We start from the raw sequence: 23,372 nt of genomic DNA, 5'->3' as shown, positions 1-23,372 counted from the left end.
ACGCAAGATAGGAGCGCGGGTGTTAATGGCAATGGAACAGTGTCGATCAGTGTGAGCGGCGCGGCGGGGCAGCGGCGAAGATCCAGAGGTCGCCGCGGCGATGCACGCGTGTATGGCCGAGGGTTGCGGCCTGCCCGGAGGCGACAGTCTCGATCAGCCGCTGCAATTCGGGGCCGCGCGGGGGTGGGCGGTTTGGATCGAGCGTGGCGATGGCGTCCACATGCGCGATTGCCCGGGCTGCGATGCGGCGGAGCAGCTCGGCCGGCAGTCCCGACAGGTCGTAACCGAAGGCAGACTCGGTGTCGGCCCTGCGGCGCTCTTCCATCAAGCGATCGGCGGCCCACGCTAACGCGACTTCCGACTCAGCCAGATGGTGCGCGGCGGCGGCTAGGCGGAGAGGATCGAGCCATTGCGTCGAGCCCAGCAATATTCGGACGTGCGTTCGGTCGAAACGGGGGTCTTCATTAGACGGGTCGGCCACCGGGGTGATGCCGGCGGCGGCGCAGAAGCCGACCAGTTCGGCCTTCGTGAAACCGAGCAGCGGCCGAATGATCGCGGGGCTCCCCTCACGTCGGGCGCGGACACCGGACAGGCCCGCCAGTCCGGCCCCGCGCGCCAGACGCATGAGCAGCGTCTCCGCCTGATCGTCTGCGTGATGCGCAGTGGCGAGCCACGCAAGCCCGTTGTCGCGGCACCATGCACAGAGCAGGCGAAAGCGCCACGCCCGCGCAGTCGCCTGGAGATTGCCCCCCGCGCGCAGCCTGTCCGCGGCGGCTGCCGGGATGGTCAGCGTAGCATGTGGGACGCTCAGCCCTTCGCAGACCGAAGCGACGAAGCGCGCCTCCGCTTGAGCCTCCGCGCGCAATCCATGGTCGACCGTGGCGGCGTGGATCTGGCCCGGACAAGCGGCGTGCGCGAGAAACAGCAGGGCGAGGCTGTCCGCCCCTCCGGACACCGCGATGCCGATCGGGCCGTGATCGGAACCGACCAATCGCCGCATTGCCGCGCGGAAGCGCTCGACCAGCATAGGATCGGGTGCGGTCGTCACCTCCGCCTAGCCGCTCGCGATGGCCGGCCTGTGACCCGGAACATCAGCGCAGGTCGCAACTCCGCTGACGAACGGATGCCAGCGTCTACGCGCCCACCTTGCACTTGGCATCCGTCTGGCCCTTGGCGACCTTCGCCTTCAGGTCTGCCGAGATGGTGGTGCCATATTCACGCAGCAGCGCATCATAGGCCTCGCACGCCTTGGCCGCATTCGGCTTGTCCAGCTTCATCAGCGACTGACCGAGGAAGTAGAGACTGTCCGGCGCGCGCTCGCCACGCGGGTTGCCGGTGAAGTTCTTGTGGAACGCCACCGCTGCCGCCGCCGGCCGACCGCTGTCGAGGTAAGTCCGGCCGAGCAGGTTCTGCGCGAAGCTTGCACGCTTGTGGTTCGGATATTTGGCGACGAACGCCTTCAGCGCGGTCTCCGCCTCCGGATATTTCTTGTTCGACCAGAGGCGATAGCCCGCGAGATAGGCGTCCTCTCCCGCATCGCCGGACCCGGCCGGGGCCGCCGCCTGTTCGGGCTCGGCCTCGACCGGGGCTGTCGTGCCCGGGCGACCTGAGGCGGGGCGGGAGGGCTCCGCCGCGGGGCGGCTCGGCGTGGCCGCTGGTCCGATCGCCCCCGTGGTCGGCGCCGCCATGCTCGCATCCAGTCGCGCGTCGGAGTCAGCGCGCAGGCGTTGCACCTGCTCCTCGAGTTGGCGCAGCTTGAAGCTGTTCTGCTCCAGCTGCCCCGTCATGCGCGACATTTCCTGCTCCAGCGAGTTCACGCGCGCGGTCAGGTCGGTGATCGGAGCGGAGGCGGGGATGCCCCCGGTCGGTGCGGGAGCGGCTGGCGCGCTGATCTCAGGCTCGAGATAGCCGGGCGCCTTGCTCGATCCGGGGAACACCTTGCGTTGCACCGCGCGCATCTCGCGCTCCAGCCGATCGACACGCTGGGTCACCCCCGGCTGTGCTCCCGATTGCGCATAAGCCGGCGCCATCGCGCTCAGCATCAATGCGGCCACGATCCGCTTCATGCCCGAACTTCCTTTGACCATGACCATGCGCCCCTGCACCCGTCCGCCTGTCGCCAGCCTTTACGGCCTGGTGGAGGGCGGCACCAGCGGCGCGATGGGCTGTGCCGCCGGCGGCGGCAGCGCGGCCGCCTGGCTGAGCGCGTCGCGTTTCAGGCTCGCCTCTCGCACCAGCGTGTCGGGCGGGCCGAGAGACGCCATCACCGCCGTGCCCACCTTCACGTCCAGCGCCTGTGGACGACCCGTCCGCAGCACCGGATCAATCGCGTCGTCGGGCACGGTAAAGCTCTGCCCCGGCGTCATCGTGCCGAGGAACAGCGTCTTGCCCTCCCGTTCGGCGATGCGCAGCCACACCTCTTCGCGCGCCGTCACCGTCACCGGCCCGCCGACCGGACCGGCAGGGGAAGCGCCGGGCTGAACCAGCGGTGCCTGTGGCTGTCCACTTTCGGGCGGCGGATAGACTGCGGGGTCGGTACCGGCTGCCAACTGCTCGCGCTGCTCCGCGCCGCTGCCGAACAGCGCATCGCCGCGCCAGATCGCATATCCGCCGGCAACCAGCAGCGCCAGCACCAGCGCCACGATCACCAGCAGCCGGGTGGGGACGCGGGCGGGATCGGCGGGGGCATAAGGTTCCGGCACGTCGCGGCGGACCGGGCGGCCCATCTCGGCCCGGAATTGCTGCGCCATTGCCTGTCCGTCGAGCCCGAGCGCTGCCGCATAGGAGCGGACGAACCCGGCCGAGTAGGTGAGGGCGGGCAGGCCATCCTTGGCGCCCGCTTCGATCAGCTCCAGGCTTCGCATCGGGATGCGCGTACGCTCGGCGATCTCGTCCAGCGACAGGCCACGCTCCTCGCGTGCCGCCGCCAGTTGCGCGCCGACGCGACCGTCACCGCTCCGGACCGTTTCTTCCATTCCGCCTCCTGCCGCACGCGGGACGGCGCGGCCACCCGCACCTTGTCGCTTCGTGCGCGTCAAAAATCAAACCGGCGGGGCGGGGCGTCCGCCGCGCGTGCGGCTCAGCTGACCTGAACCCCCTCGGCTTCGGCCCATGCGGCGATCTGTGGCCGCAGCGATCGGGCGGTCGGCGCGGCGAGCCATTCCTTCATCGCGTTGCGCAGGCGTCCCGCATCGAGGCTGCGCACCATCGCCTTGACCGGCCCGACCGCGGCGGGCGTGATCGACAGGCGATCGATGCCGAGGCCGATCAGTGCCATCGCCTCCAACGGCCGCCCGCCCATCTCGCCGCAGACGCTGATCGGCACGTCCGCCGCGCGGCCCTGCGCCAGCACGCGCGCCAGGAAGCGGAGGATTGCGGGGGACAGCCAGTCGAACCGTTCCGCCAGCTTCGGGTGCGCGCGGTCTGCGGCAAACAGGAACTGCGTCAGATCGTTGGTGCCGATCGACAGGAAGTCGAGCTGCGGCAGCAGCATGTCGAGCATCTCGGCCAGCGCTGGCACCTCCAGCATCGCGCCGTAGCGGATGGAGAGGGGTAGCATGCGGTTGCGCTCCGCAATCCACGTGCGCTGTGCCTCGAACAGCGCGCGGGCCTCGTGATATTCCCACGGCTCTGACACCATCGGGAACATGACGGCCAGCGTCCGCCCGGCCGATGCCTCGATCAGCGCGCGCGCCTGCGCCTTCATTAGCGCGCTGCGTTCCAGCGCCAGTCGGATGGCGCGCCAGCCCATCGCCGGATTTTCCTCCAGCGCGTCCCCTTCCGTGTTCATGTACGGCAGCGCCTTGTCGCCGCCGATGTCGACGGTGCGGAACACCACCGGCCGATCGCCTGCTGCATCCAGCACGTCGCGGTAGAGGCGCTGCTGTCGCTCGCGCTGCGGCAGCGTGGCGGAGACGAGGAACTGGAACTCGGTGCGGAACAAGCCGATGCCGTCGGCGCCGGTCACGTCCAGCGCCGGGATGTCGTCGCGCAGGCCGGCGTTGATCATGACCGTGATCCGCTGCCCATCGAGGGTGACGGGCGGCAGTTCGCGGAGCGCCTGGAACTGCGCGCGACGCTTCTGACCCAGTGCCAGCTTGGCGTCGAACGCTTCTTCCAGCGGGCCGGAGGGACGGATGATCGCCTGTCCTTCGCCTGTATCCAGCAGCAGCAGGTCGCCTTCGCCGATCTGACGGCGCACGTCGCGGACACGCCCGAGCACCGGCACGCCCATCGCCCGCGCAACGATGGTGACGTGCGCGGTGAGCGAGCCTTCTTCCAGCACTACGCCCTTCAGGCGACGCCGGTCATATTCGAGCAGCTCGGCCGGTCCCAGATTGCGCGCGATCAGGATGGAATCCTGCCGCAGGCCGAGCTGCGCCGCCGTCCCGAGCTGGCCCGAGACGATGCGCAGCAGCCGGTTGGAGAGATCCTCCAGATCGTGCATCCGGTCCGCCAGCAATGGATCGCTGATCTCGCGCATGCGCATGCGGGTGCGCTGCTGTACCCGCTCGATCGCGGCCTCCGCGGTCAGGCCGCTGTCGATCGCCTCGTTGATCCGGCGTGCCCAGCCCTCGTCATAGGCGAACATCTTGTAGGTCGCGAGCACGTCCTGATGCTCGCCCGCCACGCCGAACTCGGCCTGGCTGGTCATCCGGTCGATCTGCTCGCGCATATGGCGGAAGGCGGAGAGAACCCGCTGGCGCTCGGCCTCCGTATCCTCGGCCACCGTCTGCTCGATCTGCACGCGCGGCTGGTGGAAGACGGCGCGGCCGCGGGCCATGCCGTCGACCAGCTTCAGCCCCGTCAGGCGCAGCGTGCCCGTGTCGCGCGCGCCTGTTGCACCTGCCGTTTCATCGACGAGGCCGGCGCCCGCGATCAGCTCCGCCAACACCATCGCGACGGTCTGCAGCGCCTCCACTTCGACATCGTCATATCTGCGGCTCGCCTCGTGCTGCACGCACAGCACACCGATCGAGCGTTCGCGACGCACGATGGGCACGCCGCAGAAGCTGTGGAACAGCTCCTCGCCCGTCTCCGGCCGATAGGCGAAATCGGGATGGCTGGTCGCCTCGTCGAGGTTCAGCGTCTCGACATCCTCGGCGATGGTGCCGACCAGGCCTTCACCCATCGCCAGCTTGGTGACGTGGACAGCGTCCGGCTTCAGTCCGCGCGTGGCGAACAGTTCCAGGCAGCCGTCCCGCAGCAGATAGAGCGAGACCACCTCGCTCGACAGCGCCTCACCGATGATCCGGACGACCTGATCGAGCTTGGCCTGCGCCGGGCTGCGCGCCGCCATCACGTCGTGCAGCCGCGTCAGGATCTCACGGGCGGAGGCGGCGGCGGAAGATAGACCCATGAGGCGACGCTAGCGGCCCGATCGCCGCAAGGCGAAGCATATTATGCTAGGTGGCGGCAGACTCATGCCATGCAGAGGAGATTGCGATGACCGGCCGGCCAACCAGCGGCGTCACGCCCTGCCTGACGATCAAGGATGGCCGCGGCGCGGAGGCGTGTCGCTTCTATGCCGCCGCTTTCGGTGCGGAGGTGGCGGAGCAGAACTTCGCCGAGGATGGCAAAAGGCTGATGTATGCCGGGCTCCTGCTGAACGGCGCGCACCTAATCCTGTTCGATGAGTTCCCCGAATGGCAGCCGCCGGCACCCCCTGCCTCGGGCGTGACGATCCACCTGCAGGTCGAGGATGCCGATGCGCTGTTCGAGCGTGCGGTGGCCGCCGGCGCCGAGGTCACGATGCCGCTGGCCGACGCCTTCTGGGGCGATCGCTATGGCCAGCTGCGCGATCCGTTCGGCCATAGCTGGTCTTTAGGGGCGACAATCCGGGCCTGATCGGCGGTGGATCATGGCACCGACTCGCCAGCCGGTCGTTAGGGGCGCGGTTCAATCAAACCCCAGGAGCACCATCATGGCGACCGACACCTTCTCCGGCACCACCGCGCACACCGCCAACGATTCCGCGAAGCCCGGCCTGCAGGCGCAGGTGCAGCCGCACCTCGACAAGGCCAAGTCGTTCGTGAAGGCGAACAAGTGGGCCAGCTACACCGCAGCGGGCGTGATCGGTCTCGCGCTACTGAACACGCTGCGCGGCCGCTGAGCCACGCTCCACCCGGCCTGAGCCTGCCTACAGGTTCAGGCCGGGTGGCACGGCGCTGTCAGGCCGCCCGCTTTTCCAGCGCGGCGGCGGCTTGCGTCATCAACTCGGCCAGGATCGCCGCCACCGGCTCCTCGCGGCTGACCATGCCCACCGACTGACCGGCCATGACCGACCCGTGCTCGACATCACCGTCGACTACGGCCCGGCGCAGCGCGCCCGCCCAATAATGTTCGATCTGAAGCTGTGCCTCGGCCATCGCGACACGGCCCTCGTCCAGCGATTGGGCCACTTCGCGCTGCTTGGCGGTGAACAGCTCACCCCCTGCATTTTTCAGCGCGCGCACCGGGATGACCGGCAGGCGCGGATCGATCTGCACGCTGGCCACCGCATCACGTGCTGATGCGCGGATGAAGGCGCGTTTGAAGTTCGCATGCGCGATGCTCTCGGTCGCGCAGACGAAGCGCGTGCCGAGCTGCACGCCGGCGGCGCCCATCTCCAGATAGCCCGCAATTGCCTCACCGCGGCCGATGCCGCCTGCCACGAAGACGGGCAGCTTGTCCGCGATCTCGGGCAGCATCTCCTGCGCCAGCACGCTGGTGGAGACGGGGCCGATATGGCCGCCAGCCTCCATGCCTTCGATCACCAGCGCGTCCACGCCCGAGCGGATCAGCTTCTTGGCCAGCGCAAGTGCCGGCGCGAAGCAGATCAGCTTGGCACCCGATCCCTTGATCCGCTCGAGCGACCCCGCCGGTGGCAGGCCGCCCGCCAGCACGACATGGCCGACGCCGTGACGCGCGCACACGTCGATCAGCTCGGACAAGTCCGGGTGCATGGTGATCAGGTTCACGCCGAACGGCTTGTCCGTCAGCGCCTTGGTGCCGGCAATCTCGGCATCGAGCAGTGCCGGCGTCATCGCGCCGCACGCGATCACACCGAAGCCGCCTGCATTGGAGATGGCGGCGACGAGATTGCGCTCGCTCACCCACGACATCGCACCGCCCAGCACCGCCACCTCGCAGCCGAGGAAGGCGGTGCCGCGCGCCATCAGCGCATGAAGCCGATCCTGTCCCAAGCTCAGGCGTCCTGCTTCAGCGACTGCATGTCGATGGAGAAGCGATACTTCACGTCGCTCTTCACCATGCGCGCATAGGCATCCTCGATCTGCTGGATCGGGATCACCTCCACGTCTGCCGTCAGGCCGTGCTGCTGGCAGAAATCGAGCATCTCCTGCGTCTCGGCGATGCCGCCGATCAGCGATCCGGCGAGCGCGCGGCGGCGGAAGATCAGATTGCCGACGCTGGGCGAGGGGTGCGCCGAGTCCGGCACGCCCACCAGCACCATCGTGCCGTCGCGCTTAAGCGCGGCGAGCAGCGGATCGAGATCGTGCGGCGCGGCGACGGTGTTGAGGATGAAGTCGAACGTGCCGGCGGCCGCCGCCATCTGATCGGCATCGCGCGAGACGATCACGTCGGTGGCGCCAAGCCGCAGCGCATCCTCACGCTTGTTCGGCGAAGTGGTGAACACGGTCACCTCCGCACCCAGCGCGGCGGCGATCTTCACGCCCATATGGCCGAGCCCGCCGAGGCCCACCACGCCGACCTTCTGGCCAGGCCCGACCTTCCAGTGCTTCAGCGGCGAATAGGTGGTGATCCCGGCGCACAGCAACGGCGCCACAGCGGCGAGATCCTTCTCGTCATGGCCGATGCGAAGCACGAAGCCCTCGTCGACGACGATATGGTCGGAATAGCCGCCGAACGTGTGCCCGCCCAGCACCGTGTCCGCGCCATTGTAGGTGCCGACGAAGCCGGTGCCGGTGCAATATTGCTCCTCGCCCTCGTGGCAGGACGGGCAGGTGCCGCAGCTGTCCACCATGCAGCCGACGCCCGCAATGTCGCCCACCGCGAACTTCGTCACCTCAGGTCCGACCACGGTCACGCGGCCGACGATCTCGTGGCCGGGCACGCAGGGGTAGAGCGTGCCGTCCCACTCGCTGCGCGCCGTATGCAGATCCGAGTGGCAGATGCCGCAGAACAGGATGTCGATCGCGACATCACGCGGGCCGACATCGCGCCGTTCGAAGGAGAAGGGCGCGAAAGGGGTGTGCGCGTCCTGCACGGCATAGGAGCGGGCGGTGGTCGTCATGGTCGGAAACTCCGAAGAAATCAGGCCGCCTCGTCGGCGTCGAGCCCGTACGTGGTGTGCAGCACACGCACTGCAAGCTCGGTATAATCCTCGTGGATCAGCACCGAGACCTTGATCTCGCTCGTCGTGATGGCGAGGATGTTGATGCCGCGGTCCGCCAGCGCCTTGAACATGGCGGCTGCAACGCCCGCATGGCTGCGCATGCCGACGCCGACCACGCTGATCTTCGCGACCGACGTATCGTGCACTAGGCTTTCATAGCCGATGGTGGGACGCTGCTTTTCCAGCACGTCGAGCGCGCGGGCGAGCTCCGCCTGCGGCACGGTGAAGGTGACGTCCGTCGATCCGGTCGAATGCGCGACATTCTGCACGATCATGTCGACGTTGATCGACGCATCGGCCAGCGGCGAGAAGATCGTCGCCACCGCGCCCGGCCGGTCAGGCACGGCGGTGAGCGTCACCTTCGCCTCGTTCTTGTCGTGCGCGATGCCGGTAATCAGCTGTCGTTCCATCGTCTCGACCTCGTCCTCGCCCACGATCATCGTTCCGGGCAGCGTTGCCGCGTCGGGCGCGTCGTCGAACGACGACAGCACCTGCACGCGCACCTTCTCCTTCATCGCCAGCCCGACCGAGCGGGTCTGGAGCACCTTGGCACCGACGCTCGCCAGCTCCAGCATCTCCTCATAGGTGACGCGGGCGAGCTTGCGGGCCTTGGGAACGATGCGCGGATCGGTCGTGTAGACGCCGTCCACGTCGGTGTAGATGTCGCACCGATCGGCGCCCACCGCCGCTGCCACGGCCACGGCCGACGTATCCGAACCACCCCGGCCGAGCGTGGTGATCCGCTCCCCCGGCGCCACGCCCTGGAAGCCGGGGATCACCGCCACCTCGCCGTCGCGCATCGCGGCGAGCAGGCCGGCCGTCTCGATCTCGCCGATCCGGGCGGAGGCGTGCGCATCCGACGTGCGGATCGGCATCTGCCAGCCGAGCCAGCTGCGCGCGCGCACGCCCATCGCCTGGAGCGCGATGGCGAGCAGCCCGCTCGTCACCTGTTCGCCCGAGGAGACGACCACGTCATATTCGCGCGGATCGTAGAGCGAGGAGGCTTCGCGGCAGAACTGGACGAGCCGGTCCGTCTCGCCCGCCATGGCGGAGACGACGACGGCAACCTCGTTGCCCGCCTCCACCTCGCGGCGCACGCGTCGGGCGACGTTGCGGATGCGCTCGATCCCCGCCATCGAGGTGCCGCCGAACTTCATCACGATGCGCGCCATGGGCCGGGCCTGTATCCTCGGGAAAGGCGTTGAAAAGGGGTGCGGCGCGGCTGATAGGGAGCCGATATGGCGATGGCAACTGTGACGACCACCGTGGATCCGCGCGAAGCGGCGCATTTCGGCGCCATGGCGGCGGAATGGTGGGATCCGCGCGGCTCCTCCGCGATGCTGCACCGGCTCAATCCGGTGCGCCTCGGCTACATCCGCGAACAATGGGATGCGCACGTCCATGGCGACGCACGCGGGCTGAAGCCGCTGGCGGGCGCCCGCGTGCTCGACATGGGCTGCGGCGCGGGGCTGCTCAGTGAGCCGCTGGCACGGCTGGGCGGCGTGGTGACGGGGGTCGATGCCGCGTTCGAGGGCGTGGCGGTGGCGCGGGCGCATGCGGCGGGGCAGGGCCTCACCATCGATTACCGCGTCGGCGATGCGGATGCGGTGGCGGGCGAGACGTTCGACCTCGTCGTCAGCCTCGAGGTGATCGAGCATGCCGCCGATCCCGCCGCCTTCGTCGCGCGCCTGGCGCACCTGCTGGCGCCCGGCGGGCTGATGATCCTCTCCACCCCCAACCGCACGCCGCTCTCCCGTCTGCTGGTGGTGGAGCTGGCGGAGCGCTTCGGCGGCATTCCGCGCGGCACGCATGATTGGTCGCGCTTCGTCGCGCCGGGTGAGCTGGGCGACATGGTGCGCGCGGCCGGGCTGGAGGTGATCGACACGCGCGGCATCATGTTCGATCCGGCGCGTGGCTTCCGGCTGGGGAGCAATCTCGATCTCGACTATCTGATAACGGCGCGGAGGGCGTGATGCGGCGACTGGTCACTTTCGGCGTGGCGCTGGCGGCGCTGGCCAGCGGCGCGGCGGCGCAGCGGCCCCAGGCCAATCCGTTCAGCGCGCAGCTGGCGAAACTGTCGGATCTGCAGCGGCGCGCGGCGATGCGGCGCGCGGTGCTCGACTCCCGGCAATATTGCCGCAAGGTCGAGCTGGTCACGCATCGCGGCCCTTATCGCAATCTCGACATGTGGTCGGTGCGGTGCGATCGCGGAGCCGATTACGGCGCCTTTCTCGGGCTCGACGGCTCGGTGCAGGTGCGCCCCTGCCGCGATCTGGCGCAGCTGAAGCTGCCGCCCTGCAATCTCCCGCCGCGCCGCCGCTGAAACGATCGGAACCCCGGCGCGTCCCGCCCATTGCCGCTCCGTCCCCCAACAAGGAGCCGGCCATGAACGACGAGCGCATCTGGGCTTTCGAGGAAAGCCTGTGGACTGCGGATGCCGAACATTACGAGGAGTCGATCGACGACGAGTGCCTGATGGTGCTGCCGGAGCCGCCTTATGTCTTCACCGGCGAAGCAGCGATCAAGGCAGTCCAGCAGACGCCACGCTGGTCCTCGGTCGAGCTGAGCGAGCGGCAGGTCGCGCGGCCGCAGGAAGGCATGATCGTCGTCGCTTATCATGCGCGCGCGTCCAAGCAGGATGCGCAGCCCTATGAGGCGCATTGCACCTCAACCTATCGCCGCATCGAGCATGAGGTGTGGACGGTGGTGCAGCACCAGCAGACGCCGCCGCTGACGGGCGGAGCGGGCTGATCGCATCTCGTCGCCCCGGCACAGGCCGGGGCGGCGATCGGATCAGAAATCGACCTTGTCGTAATGCGGGGGCGGCGTGACGATCTCCATCCGCTCGGACAGGAGCGGCCGGAAGCTGGGGCGCGATTTCAGCGCCGCATACCATTCCTTGGTCCGCTCATGTCCGCGCCAGTCGATGCCGCCCAAATAATCGGCGACGGAGATCTGTGCCGCGGCGGCCAGATCGGCGAGGCTAAGCACCGCACCCGCCAGCCAGCGACGGTGATCCAGCAGCCAGTCGACATAATCGAGGTGCGTGTTGGCGATCTTCATCGCCTCGCGCAGCGCCTTGGCATCGGGGGAGGTGCGCAGCACGATGCGCTTCAGCATCCGCTCCGACATGAGCGGGGCGACGACCTCGTTATGCACCGTCTCGTCGAACAGCGCGACCAGCCGGCGGATCTCGGCGCGCTCGGTCGCGCTGCCGACGATCATCGGCGGGCGGGGGCAGGTCTCTTCGAAATATTCGCAGATCGCCTGGCTGTGGATCAGCGTGATGCCGCCTTCGCCGGCGACGACCGGTGTCTGGCCGGCCGGGTTCATGTCGAGAAACTCGTCACGTCGCAGCCACGGGGACTCGCGCACGAGATCATAGCCCACGCCCTTCTCACCCAGCAGCAGGCGGACCTTGCGGGAGAAGGGGCAGAGCGGGAACTGAAAAAGCTGCCACATGGCTGGTCTGTTAGGCGCGCCTGCGGTGCAGGGGAAGGGGCCGGCGACGCATCGCCGCCGGCCCCGATCGCAGGCTATTCAGCGGCGACGGCTTCCGCCTCGGCACGGTCGTCGAGCGGGTGGGGCAGGCGGCTCAGCATCTCCTTCGGCACCACCTGCCACAGCTTCAGCCGGGTGCGCTCCCAATCGTCCAGCAGGCTGTGCGCCCACTTGCTGTCGGTCGCCACCGCATGCTCCGCGATCAGCGACTTGGCGCGCGCCTCCCACCGGGCGGAGGCGAGCCGCTGCCAGACGATGCTGTCGGGATTGGCGAGATCGGGGAAGGCGCCGTCCTCGTCCAGCACGAAGGCCATGCCGCCCGTCATGCCCGCACCGAAATTCTCGCCGGTCCGGCCCAGGATCACGGCGACGCCGCCTGTCATATATTCGCAGCCGTTCGCGCCGCAGCCCTCGACGACCACGGTCGCGCCCGAATTACGCACCGCGAAGCGCTCGCCCGCCTGACCGGCCGCGTACAGCTTGCCGCTGGTCGCGCCGTAAAGGACGGTGTTGCCGATGATCGTATTGTCCCGCGTGACGAGCGGGGAGGAGACCATCGGCCGGATCGTGATGACGCCACCGGACAGGCCCTTGCCGACATAGTCGTTGGCGTCGCCGAACACCTCCAGCTTGATGCCCTTGCACAGGAACGCGCCGAGCGACTGGCCGGCCGAGCCGCGCAGGCGGACGGTGACATGCCCGTCCGACAGCGTGTCCTGCCCGTAGAGCTTGGTGATCTCGGCCGACAGGCGCGTCCCGACGGCGCGGTGCGTGTTCCTGACCGTGTAGGTCAGCTGCATCTTCTCCCGCCGCTCGAATACGGGCTTGGCATCCGCGATCATCTGCGCGTCGAGGCTGTCGGGCACTTCGTTGCGGAAGGTGTTGATGGCGAAGCGGCGGTGATGATCCGGCGCGTCCACCTTGGCGAGGATGGGGTTGAGATCGAGGTCGTCGAGGTGCTCGGCCCCGCGGCTGACCTGGCGGAGCAGCTCGGTGCGGCCGATGATCTCGTCGAGCGACTTGACGCCCAGCTTGGCGAGGATCTCGCGCACTTCCTCGGCGATGAAGGTCATCAGGTTGATGACCTTCTCCGGCGTGCCGACGAACTTCTTCCTGAGCGCATCGTCCTGCGTGCAGACGCCGACCGGGCAGGTGTTCGAATGACACTGGCGCACCATGATGCAGCCCATTGCAATGAGGCTGAGCGTGCCGATGCCGAATTCCTCGGCTCCCAGGATCGCGGCGATGACGATGTCACGCCCGGTCTTCAGGCCGCCGTCGGTGCGCAGCTTGATGCGGTGGCGCAGGCCGTTCAGCGTCAGCACCTGATTGGTTTCGCTTAAGCCCATCTCCCACGGCGTACCGGCATATTTGATGCTGGTCTGGGGGGACGCGCCGGTGCCGCCGACATGGCCGGCAACGAGGATCACGTCGGCATGCGCCTTGGCGACGCCCGCCGCGACGGTGCCGATGCCGGCGGAGGAGACGAGCTTCACGCAGACGCGGGCGCGCGGATTGATCTGCTTCAGGTCGTAGATGAGCTGCGCCAGATCCTCGATCGAGTAGATGTCGTGGTGCGGCGGCGGCGAGATGAGCGTGACGCCGGGCGTGGCGTGGCGCAGTCGCGCGATCATCTCCGTCACCTTGAAGCCGGGCAGCTGCCCGCCCTCGCCGGGCTTGGCCCCTTGCGCGACCTTGATCTCCAGCTCCTCCGCAGAGCCGAGATATTCGGCGGTGACGCCAAAGCGGCCGGAGGCGATCTGCTTGATCACCGAATTCGCGTTGTCGCCATTTGCATAGGGCTTGTAGCGCGACTTGTCCTCGCCGCCCTCGCCCGACACCGCCTTGGCGCCGATCCGGTTCATCGCGATCGCCAGCGTCTCATGTGCCTCCGGGCTGAGCGCGCCGAGCGACATGCCGGGCGTGACGAAGCGCTTGCGGATTTCGGTGATCGCCTCGACCGAGTCGATCGGGATGGCTTCGCGCGCCCAGTTGAACTCAAGCAGATCGCGCAGATAGACGGGGGGCAAATCCTTCACCCCGCGCGAGAATTGCAGATAGGTGGAGTAGCTGTCGGTCGCGACCGCGGTCTGCAGCAGGTGCATCAATTGCGCCGAATAGGCATGCGCCTCGCCGCCGCCACGCTGCCGGTAGAAGCCGCCGACGGGCAGGGCGACGACCACGTCGTCGAACGCCGCCTCATGCCGCTCGACCGCGTTGAGCTGGAGCGAGGCATAGCCCTCGCCCGAAATCTTGGCGGGCATGCCGGGGAACATGTCGTTCACCAGCGCGCGGCTGAGGCCGACCGCCTCGAAATTATAGCCGCCGCGATAGGAGGAGATCACCGCGATCCCCATCTTCGACATGATCTTCAGCAGGCCATCGTCGATCGCCTTGCGGTGACGCTTGAGGCATTCCTCGACGCTCAAGCGCCCGAACAGGCCGCGCGCCTGCCGATCGACGATCGCGGCCTCTGCCAGATAGGCGTTCACCGTGGTCGCGCCGACGCCGATCAGCACCGCGAAATAATGCGTGTCGAGGCACTCCGCCGCGCGCACATTGACCGACGCATAGGAACGCAGACCGCGGCGGACCAAGTGGGTGTGGACCGCGGCCGCAGCGAGCACCGCCGGGATGGCGATGCGATCGGGGCCGACATGCTCGTCCGTCAGGAACAGCTCGGTCCGCCCCTCGCGCACCGCCTGCTCGGCCTGTGCGCGCACCGCGGCGATCGCCTGGCGCAATGAATCCGGGCCGACGGGCGCGGCGAAGGTGCAGTCGATATCCGCGGCGCGGTCTCCGAAATGTGCCTTCAGCGTGGTCCACTCGGCACTGCCGAGAACGGGACTGTCGAGCACCAGCACATCCGACTGGACGGGCCCGATATCGAGGATGTTGGCGAGATTGCCGAAGCGCGTCTTCAGCGACATGACCCGCGTCTCGCGCAGCGAGTCGATCGGCGGGTTGGTCACCTGGCTGAAGTTCTGGCGGAAGAAGTGGCTGATCAGCCGCGGCCGGTCCGAGATGACGGCGAGCGGCGTATCGTCGCCCATCGAGCCGATGGCTTCCTTCGCCTCCTCCACCTGTGGGCTGAGGATCAGCTCCATGTCCTCCATCGTCTGCCCGGCCGCCACCTGACGGCGGAGCAGGTCCGCCCGCTCGAACCGGGTCGGCGCGGCATCATCGGGGATCGGCAGGTCGCCAAGCGTGCGGAAGCCCTGCACCCACTCGCCATAAGGATGCTCGCCCGCGATCCGCGCCTTCACCTCGGCGTCGCCGTAGAGGCGCCCCTCATCCAGATCGATCGCCACCATCTGCCCGGGCCCGAGCGCCCCCTTGGCCACGACGGTGGATTCGGGAACGACGACCATGCCGGTTTCCGATCCCACGATCAGCAGATTGTCCGCCGTCCGTGTCGTGCGCAGCGGGCGGAGCGCATTGCGATCGACGCCCGCCACCACCCAGCGCCCGTCCGTCATGGCGAGCGCGGCGGGTCCGTCCCACGGCTCCATCACCGATCCGAAATAGCGATACATGTCCGCGACCGGGGCCGGCAGCGAGGGATCGTTCTGCCACGCCTCCGGCACCAGCATCAGCTTGGCGGTGGGCGCGTCCCTGCCAGAGCGGCAGATCGCCTCGAACACCGCATCCAGCGCGGCGGTGTCGCTGGCACCCGCCGGAATGAGCGGCTTGATCTCCTCCGAATGCTCCCCGAAGGCGAGCGAGGCCATCTTGATCTCGTGGCTCTTCATCCAGTTCTTGTTGCCGCGGATCGTGTTGATCTCGCCGTTATGCGCGAGCGTCCGGAACGGCTGCGCCAGCCACCATTGCGGAAAGGTGTTGGTGGAATAACGCTGGTGGAACACGGCGACGCGGCTGACGAACCGCTCGTCCTGCAGGTCCGGGTAGAAGACGGACAGTTCGGCGGCGAGGAACAGGCCCTTGTAGATGATCGAGCGGGCGGACAGCGAGCAGACGTAGAAGCCCTGGATCTGCGCCTCGATCACCTTGCGCTCGATCCGGCGGCGGACGAGGTAGAGCTTCTTCTCGAACTCCTCGATGCTTTCCTGATCGGGCATGGGGCCGGCGATCATGATCTGCTCAATCTCGGGCCGCGTCATCATCGCCTTGTCGCCGATGACCGACACGTCGACCGGCACCTGCCGCCAGCCATAGATGGTGTAGCCGAAATCGATGATCTCGGATTCGACGATGGTGCGGCACATTTCCTGCGCGCCGAGATCGGTGCGCGGCAGGAAGATCATGCCGACCGCCAGCCGATTGGGCAGGGGGCGATGGCCGCTCAGTTCGATCGCGTCGTCGAAGAAGGCGGCGGGCAGGTCGACATGGATGCCCGCGCCGTCACCCGTCTTGCCGTCCGCATCGACCGCGCCGCGGTGCCACACCGCCTTCAACGCATCGATCGCCGCGGTGACGACACGGCGCGAGGCCTTGCCGTCCGTCGCGGCGACGAGGCCGACACCGCAGGCATCGCCTTCAAATTCGGGGCGATACATGCCTTCGCTGGCAAGGCGGATGCGTTCGGCTTCGGTGGTCATTGGCCGGATGCCTTCTGATCGGTCGTGCGGGTGGATGGGGTTGCGAGCGCGCGGGCGCGGGCAGCGGGAACGGCGGTCTCGAGCCGTTTGGTGACAGCGGTGATATGCCGGTCGCTCACCTCGGCGATGCGGGGCGCCATCGCCCGCGCACGCGCGCTGGCGGGCGTAGCGGCGAACGCCTTGAGAGCGGGCACGTCGGACGGCTCGAGGCTGGCGAGCGCCTTGCGTCGTCCATCGTCGGCAACGCCACGCACCGTCAGGCTGGCGGATTGCGCGACGCCGGCATGCATCTGCGCGACCAGCTTGGCGCCGGTCGGCGTGCGGAAGAAGGCGATCAGCGTGTCCGCATCGGCGGGCGTCAGCTCGGCATAGATTGGCCGCAGCTCGCGGGCCATTACCGGCAGCTCGCCGCCATAAGCGTCGCGCACCTCAGCCAATCCTGCTTCTATAACGCGGGCGCGCAGGCCCGGTGCCGCCTTCTCGCGCGCGACGAGGGCGGGATCGGCGTCGAACGTGGCCGCCAGCTCCTCCTGCCAAGCCGCCAGGTTCAGCTGGAGCAGCCGATCGATCGGGAAAAGGATGCCGAGCAGGGTATCGACCTGCGTCTGGCTCGCGGTCAGGGCAGGGGCAGCGGGCCGCGCGCTGGCGGGCACGGCAAGCAGCAGTGCGGCGGCTGCCACGGGTGCGAGGCGGTGCCGCATCACTTCCTCGCCTTCGGCAGCTTCGCCGTCTCGTTGATGAAATAATCGTAGATTTGCTGGTGGAAGGCGGTGATCAGCGGCTCGTTCGCGACTGCGGCCTCCGCATCCTGCGGCCCACGGCGATAGGCGAGCAGCGCATCGACGAACTTGCGCGCAGCAGGCGTGTCGATCGCGGCGCGAACCTGCTCGATCTCGGCCTCGGTCATGCGTGCCTTGAAACCGTTGGCCAGCCGCTCGGCATGGACCCGCGCCTGAAGCCGCAGGAACTCGGGCGCGGCTTCCTTGCCCAGCGCGTCCGCGGCGGCGATGCAGGCGGCGTTCGCCGGATCGCAGGCGCGCCTGGCCCCTTTCGGCCGGGGGCTGAGCAGATAGCGGGTCAGATAGGCGGCGGCATCCTCCTCGCGCACCAGCGCAGCGCCGACCAGCCGGTGCGGCTCCACCTCCAGCGCCAGCGTCGTCGCCGGGTCGTCGCCCTCGGGCTCGGGCAGCTGTGCCGGCGCGACACCGCCGATCAAAGCGAGCGTGAGGACGAGCGCACGGCGCATCCTACTTCGTCCCGGCGCTGCGCACGAAGTCGCGGGCGGCGGCCTGCGAGGCGGCGAGGATCTGCGGTTGCAGCCCTTCGATCATGGCGTTGGTGCGGGCGGTCACCAGCTCCATCAAGTCGGGCATCAGCGCGCCGAAGCGGCGCCCTGCGGGCGTTGCCATGAACGCGGCGACAGCGGCGCGATCGGCCGGCGTCGCGGCCGCCTCGGCCCCGCGCGCGGCATGATCCACGAGCTCGGCCGCGCTGAAGCTCGGCACCGGCTGCGCCTTGGCCTTGGCGATCATCGCGTCCACCGGCATGGACGTGCCCGCCGCGGCTTGCAGCCGCCGAACTGCGGGCTGCTGGTAGAAGCGCAGCACCGCCGCCAGATCGCCGGCGGAAAGACGCGCCTGCACCAGGTCGGCGATCTGCGACTGCAGCGCCGGCACCTCGCGCATCGCGCCATCCTCCAGCGCCTGCGTGCCGGCGGCAAGCGCGGCATTGCGGATGCCGGGGAAACGCGCTTCCGCCGCAAGGCTTTCGGCCGACGCGTCGAAGCTGGCTGTGAAGGTCCTCGCGAACATCGTGCGTGCCGAAGCGATGGTCACGTCCGTTGGCACGTGGAGCCTGCCGAACGCCTCCGCCTGCGCACGCGTCGATGATCCCGGCTGTGCCGTCGTCGCGGCGGGCGCAGCAGCAGGCGCACCGACCGCGGCGAGGGCGATCAGCAGCGTGATCACGCCGCCACCACCGCCTGCGTCCGCACCGGCGCGCGCGCCTTCAGCCAGGCGTGCATCCGCTCCGCCACGTCGCGGCCGTCGCGGATCGCCCAGACGACCAAGCTGGCGCCGCGCACGATATCGCCCGCGGCGAACACGCCCTCCATGTTCGTCTGCATCGTGCGGTGATCGATCCGCAGCGTGCCCCAGCGCGTCACCGACAGATCGGGCGCGTCGAACAGGCGCGGCAGCTCCTCCGCATCGAAGCCGAGCGCCTTGATGACGAGATCGGCAGGCAGGCTGTGCTCGGAGCCGGGATCCGCCTCCGGCGCGCGCCGACCGGAGGCGTCCGCCGCGCCCAGCCGCATCCGCGTGGCGCGGACGGCGCTGACGTGACCCTCGTCGGCCGCCTCGAACCCCTCAGGCGCAGAGAGCCAGGCGAACTCGACGCCTTCCTCCTCCGCATTGGCGACCTCGCGCTGCGAACCGGGCATGTTCGCCCGGTCGCGGCGGTAGAGGCACTTCACCGATGCCGCGCCCTGCCGGACCGCGGTACGGACGCAGTCCATCGCGGTGTCGCCGCCGCCGATAACGATCACGTTCTTGCCCGCGGCATTGAGGCTGCCATCGTCCCACGCAGGCACGTCGTCGCCAAAGCCCTTGCGGTTGGACGCGATCAGATAGTCGAGCGCCTCGACGACACCGGCGGAGCCGACGCCGGGCGCCTTGATCGCCCGCGGCTTGTAGACGCCCGTGGCGATCAGCAACGCGTCGTGCTTCTCGCGCAGATCCGCCATCGTCGCGTCACGGCCGACGTCGAAGCCGGTGTGGAAGATGATGCCGCCTTCCTCCAGCCGGCGGATGCGGCGCATGACCACTTCCTTCTCCAGCTTGAAGCCGGGGATGCCGTAGGTCAGCAGCCCACCCGCGCGGTCGTGCCGGTCATAGACGTGCACCTCATAGCCGCGCACGCGCAGCAGCTCCGCTGCGGTCAGCCCGGCCGGACCTGCACCGATCACGCCGATCGACTGGCCGCGATCCGCCAGCGGAGCGAGCGGCGCGACCCAGCCCTCGGCCCAAGCGGTATCGCTGATGAACTTCTCGACCGACCCGATCGTCACAGCGCCGTGGCCGGAGAATTCGATCACGCAATTGCCCTCGCACAACCGGTCCTGCGGGCAGATGCGGCCGCAGATTTCGGGCATGGTCGAGGTCGCGTTGGAGAGCTCATAGGCTTCGCGCAGACGGCCTTCGGCAGTCAGGCGGAGCCAATCGGGAATGTGATTGTGTAGCGGGCAGTGCGTCGAGCAATAGGGCACGCCACATTGCGAGCAGCGCGCCGATTGTTCCTCCGCCTTCTCCACTGCGAACCGATCCGCAATCTCGCGGAAATCCTCGCGCCGAACGTCGGCCTCCCGCTTGGACGGGTAGGACTGCTCCACGCGAACGAACTTGAGCATCGGGTTCTCGGCCATACGGCGGCTCCTTCCGCCGCTCGTCTGGCGGCGAAAACGTCCGCTGTCACGTGCAATCTGGCTAATGCATCAGCAATGCTGACCTAAAAACTTGCTGCAGCTTGCCCTCTAAGGACCGGCTCTAATCTCAGTCGAGTAGATGATGCCGATGCGGACCTACCGTCCAGCTAGCCACACCAGAGCGATACCGCCAACGACGATCCGGTAGATCGCGAATGGTGCGAACCCATGCCGCGTGACGATCGCCAGGAAGCCACGGATCACCGCCAGCGCCACCACGAACGAGACGACGAAGCCAAGCCCGATCTGGCCCCATGCGCTGTCGCCCAGCGTGTCGCGCACTTGCCACAATTCCTTGGCGGAGGCGGCCAGCATGACGGGCACCGCGAGGAAGAAGCTATATTCCGCCGCCACGCGCCGCTCGACGCCAAGGCTGAGCGCACCCATGATCGTCGCGCCCGAGCGGCTGACACCCGGAATCATCGACAGGCACTGGATCAGGCCGATCAGCACCGCCTTGGCCGGCGGGATCGTCTCGACCGAGTGGATCGTCAGTCGCTTCACCAGCCGTTCGATCACCAGGATCGCGACACCGCCGATGATCAGCGCCCACGCCACGATCGCCGGCGTCTCCAGCATCGCCTTGATCGCCGAATAAGCGAGCGCGCCCACGATCAGCGTCGGCACGAAGCCCAGCGCCACGTTGCGGCTGAACGCCCATGCCGCCGGATCGCGCCGCGCAAGGCCCGCCAGCACGCCCGTGAAGCGGCGATGGTAATAAACCAGCACCGCCAGGATCGCGCCCAGCTGGATCACGATGTCGAACGTCGCCGACGCGGCACTACGGAAACCGAGCAGCTCGCCGGCGAGAACGAGATGCCCGGTCGAGGAGACGGGGATGAACTCGGTCAGCCCCTCGACGATGCCGAGCAGGACGATGGTCAGCCAGGAGGCATCCATGGCGAGGGCCTTTGCGGGAGAGGGGGGAGGGGCGCCCGGCGGTTAGCGAGCGGCTTGGTTCAGCCCGAAACGGCCGTGGCGGCGGTACTGGACCAGCCAGCCGGGCGCGACCGCGCCGAGCGGCGTCGGCTCGATCCCGAAGGCGGCGAAGCCTTCCGCTCCCGCGGGCACGACATTGTCCTGGCCTAGCGTCTGGAACCGGTCCGCGGTGACCGGCGCACCCGGCAGCCACCCCGTCATCGAGACCAGCCCCTGCGACAGCGCATCGGGCACCTCCCAGACACGCGAATCGCGGCCGATCCAGCCGAGGATCATGCGGTTCAGCTCCGCCATGGTCAGCACCTGCGGGCCGCCGAGCGAATAGGTGTGCCCGCCATGGCGCGCGGGATCGAGCACCGCCTGCGCCGCCGCACGCGCCACATCCGCGACCCACGCCGGCTGCAACTTCGCTTGCGGGCGGATCACCGGCAGGAACGGCGCGACGCGCGCAAGCTTCGCAAACAGGTTCACGAAGCCGTCCTCGGGACCGAACAGCACCGACGGGCGCAGGATCGTGGCGGCGGGGAAGGCGGCGCGCACCGCCGCTTCACCTTCGCCCTTGCTGCGCTGGTATCGCGACGTGCCCGCCGGATCCGCGCCGAGCGCGGAGATCTGCACCAGCGCCTTGACGCCCAGCCGCGCCGCCGCCTCCGCCACGTTGCATGCGCCATCGACATGATAGGCGTCGAAATCGCCCTTCAGCACGCCGACCAGGTTCACCGCCGCATCGGCGCCGAGCAGCGCGCGCTCCACCGTCTCGGGGCGGCGCACGTCGGCCGCGACGAACTGGGTCTGGCCGAGGCCGCCCTGCGGCTTCAGGAACCAGGCCCGCTCCGGACGGCGCGCGGCGAAGCGCACGCGCGTGCCCGTCTTCATCAGTTCGCGCGCCAGATAGCGGCCGAGAAATCCGCCGCCGCCGAACAGCGTCACCAGTTGCGTCATGTCTCGCGATACCCTCGTCGTGCTGCGCCGCAGCCAATGCCGGGCGAAAGGGCCGTTGACAAGGCCGTGCCGCCACCCCTAAAGGCCGCCGCCTACCCCGTGCCCAGATGGCGGAATTGGTAGACGCACCAGCTTCAGGTGCTGGCGATCGCAAGGTCGTGGAGGTTCGAGTCCTCTTCTGGGCACCATTTTCCTACAGCTAAGTCGTTGAGAACGCCGCGAAAGCGGCGCGGCTTTGCTTCGGCGTTCCCTCACCGAAACCCACTTCGCCCTCCGATCGGCCGCGATCCGGGGCGAACGTACGCGGCCACGGCGCCGCAGCTTCAATCGTCGGTCGGCGGCAGAAGGTGCGCGCGGACCTGGCCGGATGTGACCGGGTCGGTCTTGTCGGCCTCGCCGTCGGCCCATGCTCGCCATTCCGCCAGCGCATTGGGCGGCAGATCCAGCGCACCGGCTTCGACTGCCTTGGCCACCTTGGCTATGAGGCTCCGCAGGTTCTCCGCCTCGGCAAGCAGGCGACCGCTCTCCACCAGCGCGGCGACGCGAGCCTCGTTGGCTTTACGCAATCGCTCCTGACGGCGCTTTTCGGCCTCGAGCCGCTGGCGCTCCTCCGCCTCCTCAAGGCGACGGAGTTCAGACCGATACTCGCGCTCGCCCTCGACGATGAGGCCGGCGCATATATCCGCAATCTTCGTCTCGAGCGTCCCATCTTCATCGTCGGCCCAGCGAGCTGTTTCGGCAGTCAGCTCCAGCTTTACCGAGGCTCCGCGCTTCGGGTCCGGGTGCGGCGCATTGTAGCGGTTGTAACTGCCGCTCTTTCTGCCGGTCTCGCCGAGATGCAGCGGAACTCGCGTGTCGCCGATGACCACCGCGAACTCGGTGTGCGTTCCGTCTACGTAGGCGGAGGCACCATGGCCGCGCCTGGCCAGCGTCAGGAATATGGCGTTGAGGATGCGCAGGCGACGCTTCTCATAAGGGCTGTCGAACAGCGGCGTCGGTCGGTGCCAAAGCGTTGTGGATGCCTTGGCCAGATCCTTCTCATCGCGGGCGAGGAGCGACCGAATGGCGGAGTGGGGGACTACGATCTTGCCGGCCGACACCGCTCGCCCGATCGCGCTTCGCTCCTGCACGCGCAGCTGCTCAAGGTCTTCCGGCACCTTCGCCGATGCGAATGGGCCGGCTGAGGAGGGCAGGGGTGCGGTCGGCAGACCGCTGAACCGATTGTCGACAAGGATGTACGGGCGTTCGCCGGGCCGTCGTGCGGGAGCCTTCGGTCGATCGGGCACTGGTCGCCCTGCGTGAACCCTGTTCCAATATCCCTGCGGTGGGCCTGCGACTCCGTGCGCCTTCAAAGCCTTCTTCAGCCCGACGTCGGAGAGGCCCACCTGCTTCGCGAGCTCGCGCATGGGCGCGGACCACGCGAATGCGATCAGGTCGTCTCGGGTGATGCGATGATTGGCCCAGCCGTACATGGCGGCGAGGCTGGCAGATCCAGAATTGCAGAGAAAGAGGCGGTGCAACGCCACTTTGGGGCAAACGGGTTCGTTCCCAGCTTGAGCCAGCACATGGGCTGATGTGACCTGTTGGTGCAGCT

21 protein-coding genes and 1 tRNA gene are annotated in these 23,372 nt (G+C 68.4%); 6 read left to right on the top strand and 16 right to left on the bottom strand.

Going from position 1 to position 23,372, the window contains the following annotated elements:
* Nucleotides 1–46 precede the first annotated feature (46 nt).
* From tilS to ptsP, 4 genes are all read right to left on the bottom strand, one after another.
* Entirely contained in the window at nucleotides 47–1,027 is a 981-nt protein-coding gene (gene tilS / locus BM360_RS10890; protein ID WP_093314556.1) for a tRNA lysidine(34) synthetase TilS, read from the bottom strand.
* 106 nt (nucleotides 1,028–1,133) lie between these two features.
* On the bottom strand, nucleotides 1,134–2,066 hold the full coding sequence (locus tag BM360_RS10885) for a YbgF trimerization domain-containing protein (RefSeq protein WP_093314554.1): 933 nt from the start codon (nucleotides 2,064–2,066) through the stop codon (nucleotides 1,134–1,136).
* Nucleotides 2,067–2,126: 60 nt separating this feature from the next.
* Complete coding sequence (locus BM360_RS10880; RefSeq protein WP_093314552.1) at nucleotides 2,127–2,975, bottom strand: helix-turn-helix domain-containing protein; 849 nt, start codon at nucleotides 2,973–2,975, stop codon at nucleotides 2,127–2,129.
* A 104-nt stretch (nucleotides 2,976–3,079) separates the two neighbouring features.
* The gene (gene ptsP, locus BM360_RS10875) at nucleotides 3,080–5,359 is read right to left on the bottom strand and encodes a phosphoenolpyruvate--protein phosphotransferase (protein WP_093314550.1); all 2,280 of its coding nucleotides are present in this window, start codon (nucleotides 5,357–5,359) and stop codon (nucleotides 3,080–3,082) included.
* An 86-nt stretch (nucleotides 5,360–5,445) separates the two neighbouring features.
* Between ptsP and BM360_RS10870 the strand changes: the two genes are divergently transcribed.
* A complete protein-coding gene (locus BM360_RS10870; protein ID WP_093314548.1) occupies nucleotides 5,446–5,847 on the top strand; it encodes a VOC family protein in 402 nt (133 codons plus the stop codon).
* A 76-nt stretch (nucleotides 5,848–5,923) separates the two neighbouring features.
* Nucleotides 5,924–6,112 carry a hypothetical protein gene (locus BM360_RS10865; protein ID WP_093314546.1) on the top strand — a complete coding sequence of 63 codons (189 nt, stop codon included), beginning with the start codon at nucleotides 5,924–5,926 and terminating at the stop codon, nucleotides 6,110–6,112.
* Between the two features lie 58 nt (nucleotides 6,113–6,170).
* On the opposite strand, the gene BM360_RS10860 is transcribed toward BM360_RS10865, so the two are convergent.
* The 3 genes from BM360_RS10860 to BM360_RS10850 are packed head-to-tail and all read right to left on the bottom strand — an operon-like array spanning nucleotide 6,171 to nucleotide 9,528.
* Nucleotides 6,171–7,157: an NAD(P)H-dependent flavin oxidoreductase gene (locus tag BM360_RS10860; protein ID WP_093315987.1), complete on the bottom strand. Its 987-nt coding sequence runs from the start codon at nucleotides 7,155–7,157 to the stop codon at nucleotides 6,171–6,173.
* 29 nt (nucleotides 7,158–7,186) lie between these two features.
* Nucleotides 7,187–8,254: an NAD(P)-dependent alcohol dehydrogenase gene (locus BM360_RS10855; RefSeq protein ID WP_093314544.1), complete on the bottom strand. Its 1,068-nt coding sequence runs from the start codon at nucleotides 8,252–8,254 to the stop codon at nucleotides 7,187–7,189.
* 20 nt (nucleotides 8,255–8,274) lie between these two features.
* The gene (locus BM360_RS10850; RefSeq protein WP_093314542.1) at nucleotides 8,275–9,528 is read right to left on the bottom strand and encodes an aspartate kinase; all 1,254 of its coding nucleotides are present in this window, start codon (nucleotides 9,526–9,528) and stop codon (nucleotides 8,275–8,277) included.
* 66 nt (nucleotides 9,529–9,594) lie between these two features.
* Here BM360_RS10850 and ubiG point away from each other — a divergent pair, with 66 nt between their 5' ends.
* The 3 genes from ubiG (at nucleotide 9,595) to BM360_RS10835 (ending at nucleotide 11,107) form a co-directional block, all read left to right on the top strand.
* Nucleotides 9,595–10,329, top strand: coding sequence for a bifunctional 2-polyprenyl-6-hydroxyphenol methylase/3-demethylubiquinol 3-O-methyltransferase UbiG (gene ubiG, locus BM360_RS10845; protein ID WP_423228902.1), 735 nt, complete (start codon nucleotides 9,595–9,597; stop codon nucleotides 10,327–10,329).
* A complete protein-coding gene (locus BM360_RS10840; protein WP_093314540.1) occupies nucleotides 10,329–10,679 on the top strand; it encodes a hypothetical protein in 351 nt (116 codons plus the stop codon). The genes ubiG and BM360_RS10840 overlap by 1 nt, the downstream gene beginning before the upstream one ends.
* Nucleotides 10,680–10,741: 62 nt before the next feature.
* Entirely contained in the window at nucleotides 10,742–11,107 is a 366-nt protein-coding gene (locus BM360_RS10835; RefSeq protein ID WP_093314538.1) for a DUF4440 domain-containing protein, read from the top strand.
* A 42-nt stretch (nucleotides 11,108–11,149) separates the two neighbouring features.
* Here the strand turns inward: BM360_RS10835 and BM360_RS10830 are convergent, their stop codons facing one another.
* From BM360_RS10830 to BM360_RS10795, 8 genes are all read right to left on the bottom strand, one after another.
* Entirely contained in the window at nucleotides 11,150–11,818 is a 669-nt protein-coding gene (locus BM360_RS10830) for a glutathione S-transferase family protein (RefSeq protein ID WP_093314536.1), read from the bottom strand.
* A 74-nt stretch (nucleotides 11,819–11,892) separates the two neighbouring features.
* Nucleotides 11,893–16,416, bottom strand: coding sequence for a glutamate synthase large subunit (gltB, locus tag BM360_RS10825; protein ID WP_093314534.1), 4,524 nt, complete (start codon nucleotides 16,414–16,416; stop codon nucleotides 11,893–11,895).
* Entirely contained in the window at nucleotides 16,413–17,117 is a 705-nt protein-coding gene (locus BM360_RS10820) for a DUF2059 domain-containing protein (protein ID WP_093314532.1), read from the bottom strand. Before BM360_RS10820 ends, gltB begins: the two co-directional genes overlap by 4 nt.
* Complete coding sequence (locus BM360_RS10815) at nucleotides 17,117–17,662, bottom strand: hypothetical protein (RefSeq protein WP_093314530.1); 546 nt, start codon at nucleotides 17,660–17,662, stop codon at nucleotides 17,117–17,119. The genes BM360_RS10820 and BM360_RS10815 overlap by 1 nt, the downstream gene beginning before the upstream one ends.
* 1 nt (nucleotide 17,663) lies before the next feature.
* A complete protein-coding gene (locus BM360_RS10810) occupies nucleotides 17,664–18,383 on the bottom strand; it encodes a DUF2059 domain-containing protein (RefSeq protein WP_093314528.1) in 720 nt (239 codons plus the stop codon).
* The gene (locus tag BM360_RS10805; RefSeq protein WP_093314526.1) at nucleotides 18,380–19,837 is read right to left on the bottom strand and encodes an NAD(P)-dependent oxidoreductase; all 1,458 of its coding nucleotides are present in this window, start codon (nucleotides 19,835–19,837) and stop codon (nucleotides 18,380–18,382) included. The genes BM360_RS10810 and BM360_RS10805 overlap by 4 nt, the downstream gene beginning before the upstream one ends.
* Nucleotides 19,838–19,993: 156 nt before the next feature.
* Nucleotides 19,994–20,797: an undecaprenyl-diphosphate phosphatase gene (locus BM360_RS10800; protein WP_093314524.1), complete on the bottom strand. Its 804-nt coding sequence runs from the start codon at nucleotides 20,795–20,797 to the stop codon at nucleotides 19,994–19,996.
* Nucleotides 20,798–20,839: 42 nt separating this feature from the next.
* Entirely contained in the window at nucleotides 20,840–21,778 is a 939-nt protein-coding gene (locus BM360_RS10795) for a complex I NDUFA9 subunit family protein (RefSeq protein WP_093314522.1), read from the bottom strand.
* A 101-nt stretch (nucleotides 21,779–21,879) separates the two neighbouring features.
* Here BM360_RS10795 and BM360_RS10790 point away from each other — a divergent pair.
* A tRNA-Leu gene (locus tag BM360_RS10790) sits at nucleotides 21,880–21,966 on the top strand.
* Between the two features lie 135 nt (nucleotides 21,967–22,101).
* Here BM360_RS10790 and BM360_RS10785 read toward each other — a convergent pair.
* Nucleotides 22,102–23,250, bottom strand: coding sequence for a hypothetical protein (locus BM360_RS10785; protein ID WP_093314520.1), 1,149 nt, complete (start codon nucleotides 23,248–23,250; stop codon nucleotides 22,102–22,104).
* Between the last annotated feature and the right edge of the window lie 122 nt (nucleotides 23,251–23,372).

The sequence above is a fragment of the Sphingomonas jatrophae genome (genome assembly GCF_900113315.1).
GTDB lineage: Bacteria > Pseudomonadota > Alphaproteobacteria > Sphingomonadales > Sphingomonadaceae > Sphingomonas_P > Sphingomonas_P jatrophae.
This window is presented reverse-complemented; position numbering and strand designations above follow the sequence as displayed.

Coding starts and splice junctions, on each gene's coding strand:
- BM360_RS10885 (WP_093314554.1), bottom strand. CDS start 2,066: ATGAAGCGGATCGTGGCCGCATTGATGCTGAGCGCGATGGCGCCGGCT.
- BM360_RS10820 (WP_093314532.1), bottom strand. CDS start 17,117: ATGCGGCACCGCCTCGCACCCGTGGCAGCCGCCGCACTGCTGCTTGCC.
- BM360_RS10865 (WP_093314546.1), top strand. CDS start 5,924: ATGGCGACCGACACCTTCTCCGGCACCACCGCGCACACCGCCAACGAT.
- BM360_RS10840 (WP_093314540.1), top strand. CDS start 10,329: ATGCGGCGACTGGTCACTTTCGGCGTGGCGCTGGCGGCGCTGGCCAGC.
- BM360_RS10855 (WP_093314544.1), bottom strand. CDS start 8,254: ATGACGACCACCGCCCGCTCCTATGCCGTGCAGGACGCGCACACCCCT.
- ubiG (WP_423228902.1), top strand. CDS start 9,595: ATGGCGATGGCAACTGTGACGACCACCGTGGATCCGCGCGAAGCGGCG.
- BM360_RS10805 (WP_093314526.1), bottom strand. CDS start 19,837: ATGGCCGAGAACCCGATGCTCAAGTTCGTTCGCGTGGAGCAGTCCTAC.
- BM360_RS10815 (WP_093314530.1), bottom strand. CDS start 17,662: ATGCGCCGTGCGCTCGTCCTCACGCTCGCTTTGATCGGCGGTGTCGCG.
- BM360_RS10795 (WP_093314522.1), bottom strand. CDS start 21,778: ATGACGCAACTGGTGACGCTGTTCGGCGGCGGCGGATTTCTCGGCCGC.
- gltB (WP_093314534.1), bottom strand. CDS start 16,416: ATGACCACCGAAGCCGAACGCATCCGCCTTGCCAGCGAAGGCATGTAT.
- BM360_RS10800 (WP_093314524.1), bottom strand. CDS start 20,797: ATGGATGCCTCCTGGCTGACCATCGTCCTGCTCGGCATCGTCGAGGGG.
- tilS (WP_093314556.1), bottom strand. CDS start 1,027: ATGCTGGTCGAGCGCTTCCGCGCGGCAATGCGGCGATTGGTCGGTTCC.
- BM360_RS10785 (WP_093314520.1), bottom strand. CDS start 23,250: ATGTACGGCTGGGCCAATCATCGCATCACCCGAGACGACCTGATCGCA.
- BM360_RS10860 (WP_093315987.1), bottom strand. CDS start 7,157: ATGGCGCGCGGCACCGCCTTCCTCGGCTGCGAGGTGGCGGTGCTGGGC.
- BM360_RS10835 (WP_093314538.1), top strand. CDS start 10,742: ATGAACGACGAGCGCATCTGGGCTTTCGAGGAAAGCCTGTGGACTGCG.
- BM360_RS10880 (WP_093314552.1), bottom strand. CDS start 2,975: ATGGAAGAAACGGTCCGGAGCGGTGACGGTCGCGTCGGCGCGCAACTG.
- BM360_RS10830 (WP_093314536.1), bottom strand. CDS start 11,818: ATGTGGCAGCTTTTTCAGTTCCCGCTCTGCCCCTTCTCCCGCAAGGTC.
- BM360_RS10870 (WP_093314548.1), top strand. CDS start 5,446: ATGACCGGCCGGCCAACCAGCGGCGTCACGCCCTGCCTGACGATCAAG.
- BM360_RS10850 (WP_093314542.1), bottom strand. CDS start 9,528: ATGGCGCGCATCGTGATGAAGTTCGGCGGCACCTCGATGGCGGGGATC.
- ptsP (WP_093314550.1), bottom strand. CDS start 5,359: ATGGGTCTATCTTCCGCCGCCGCCTCCGCCCGTGAGATCCTGACGCGG.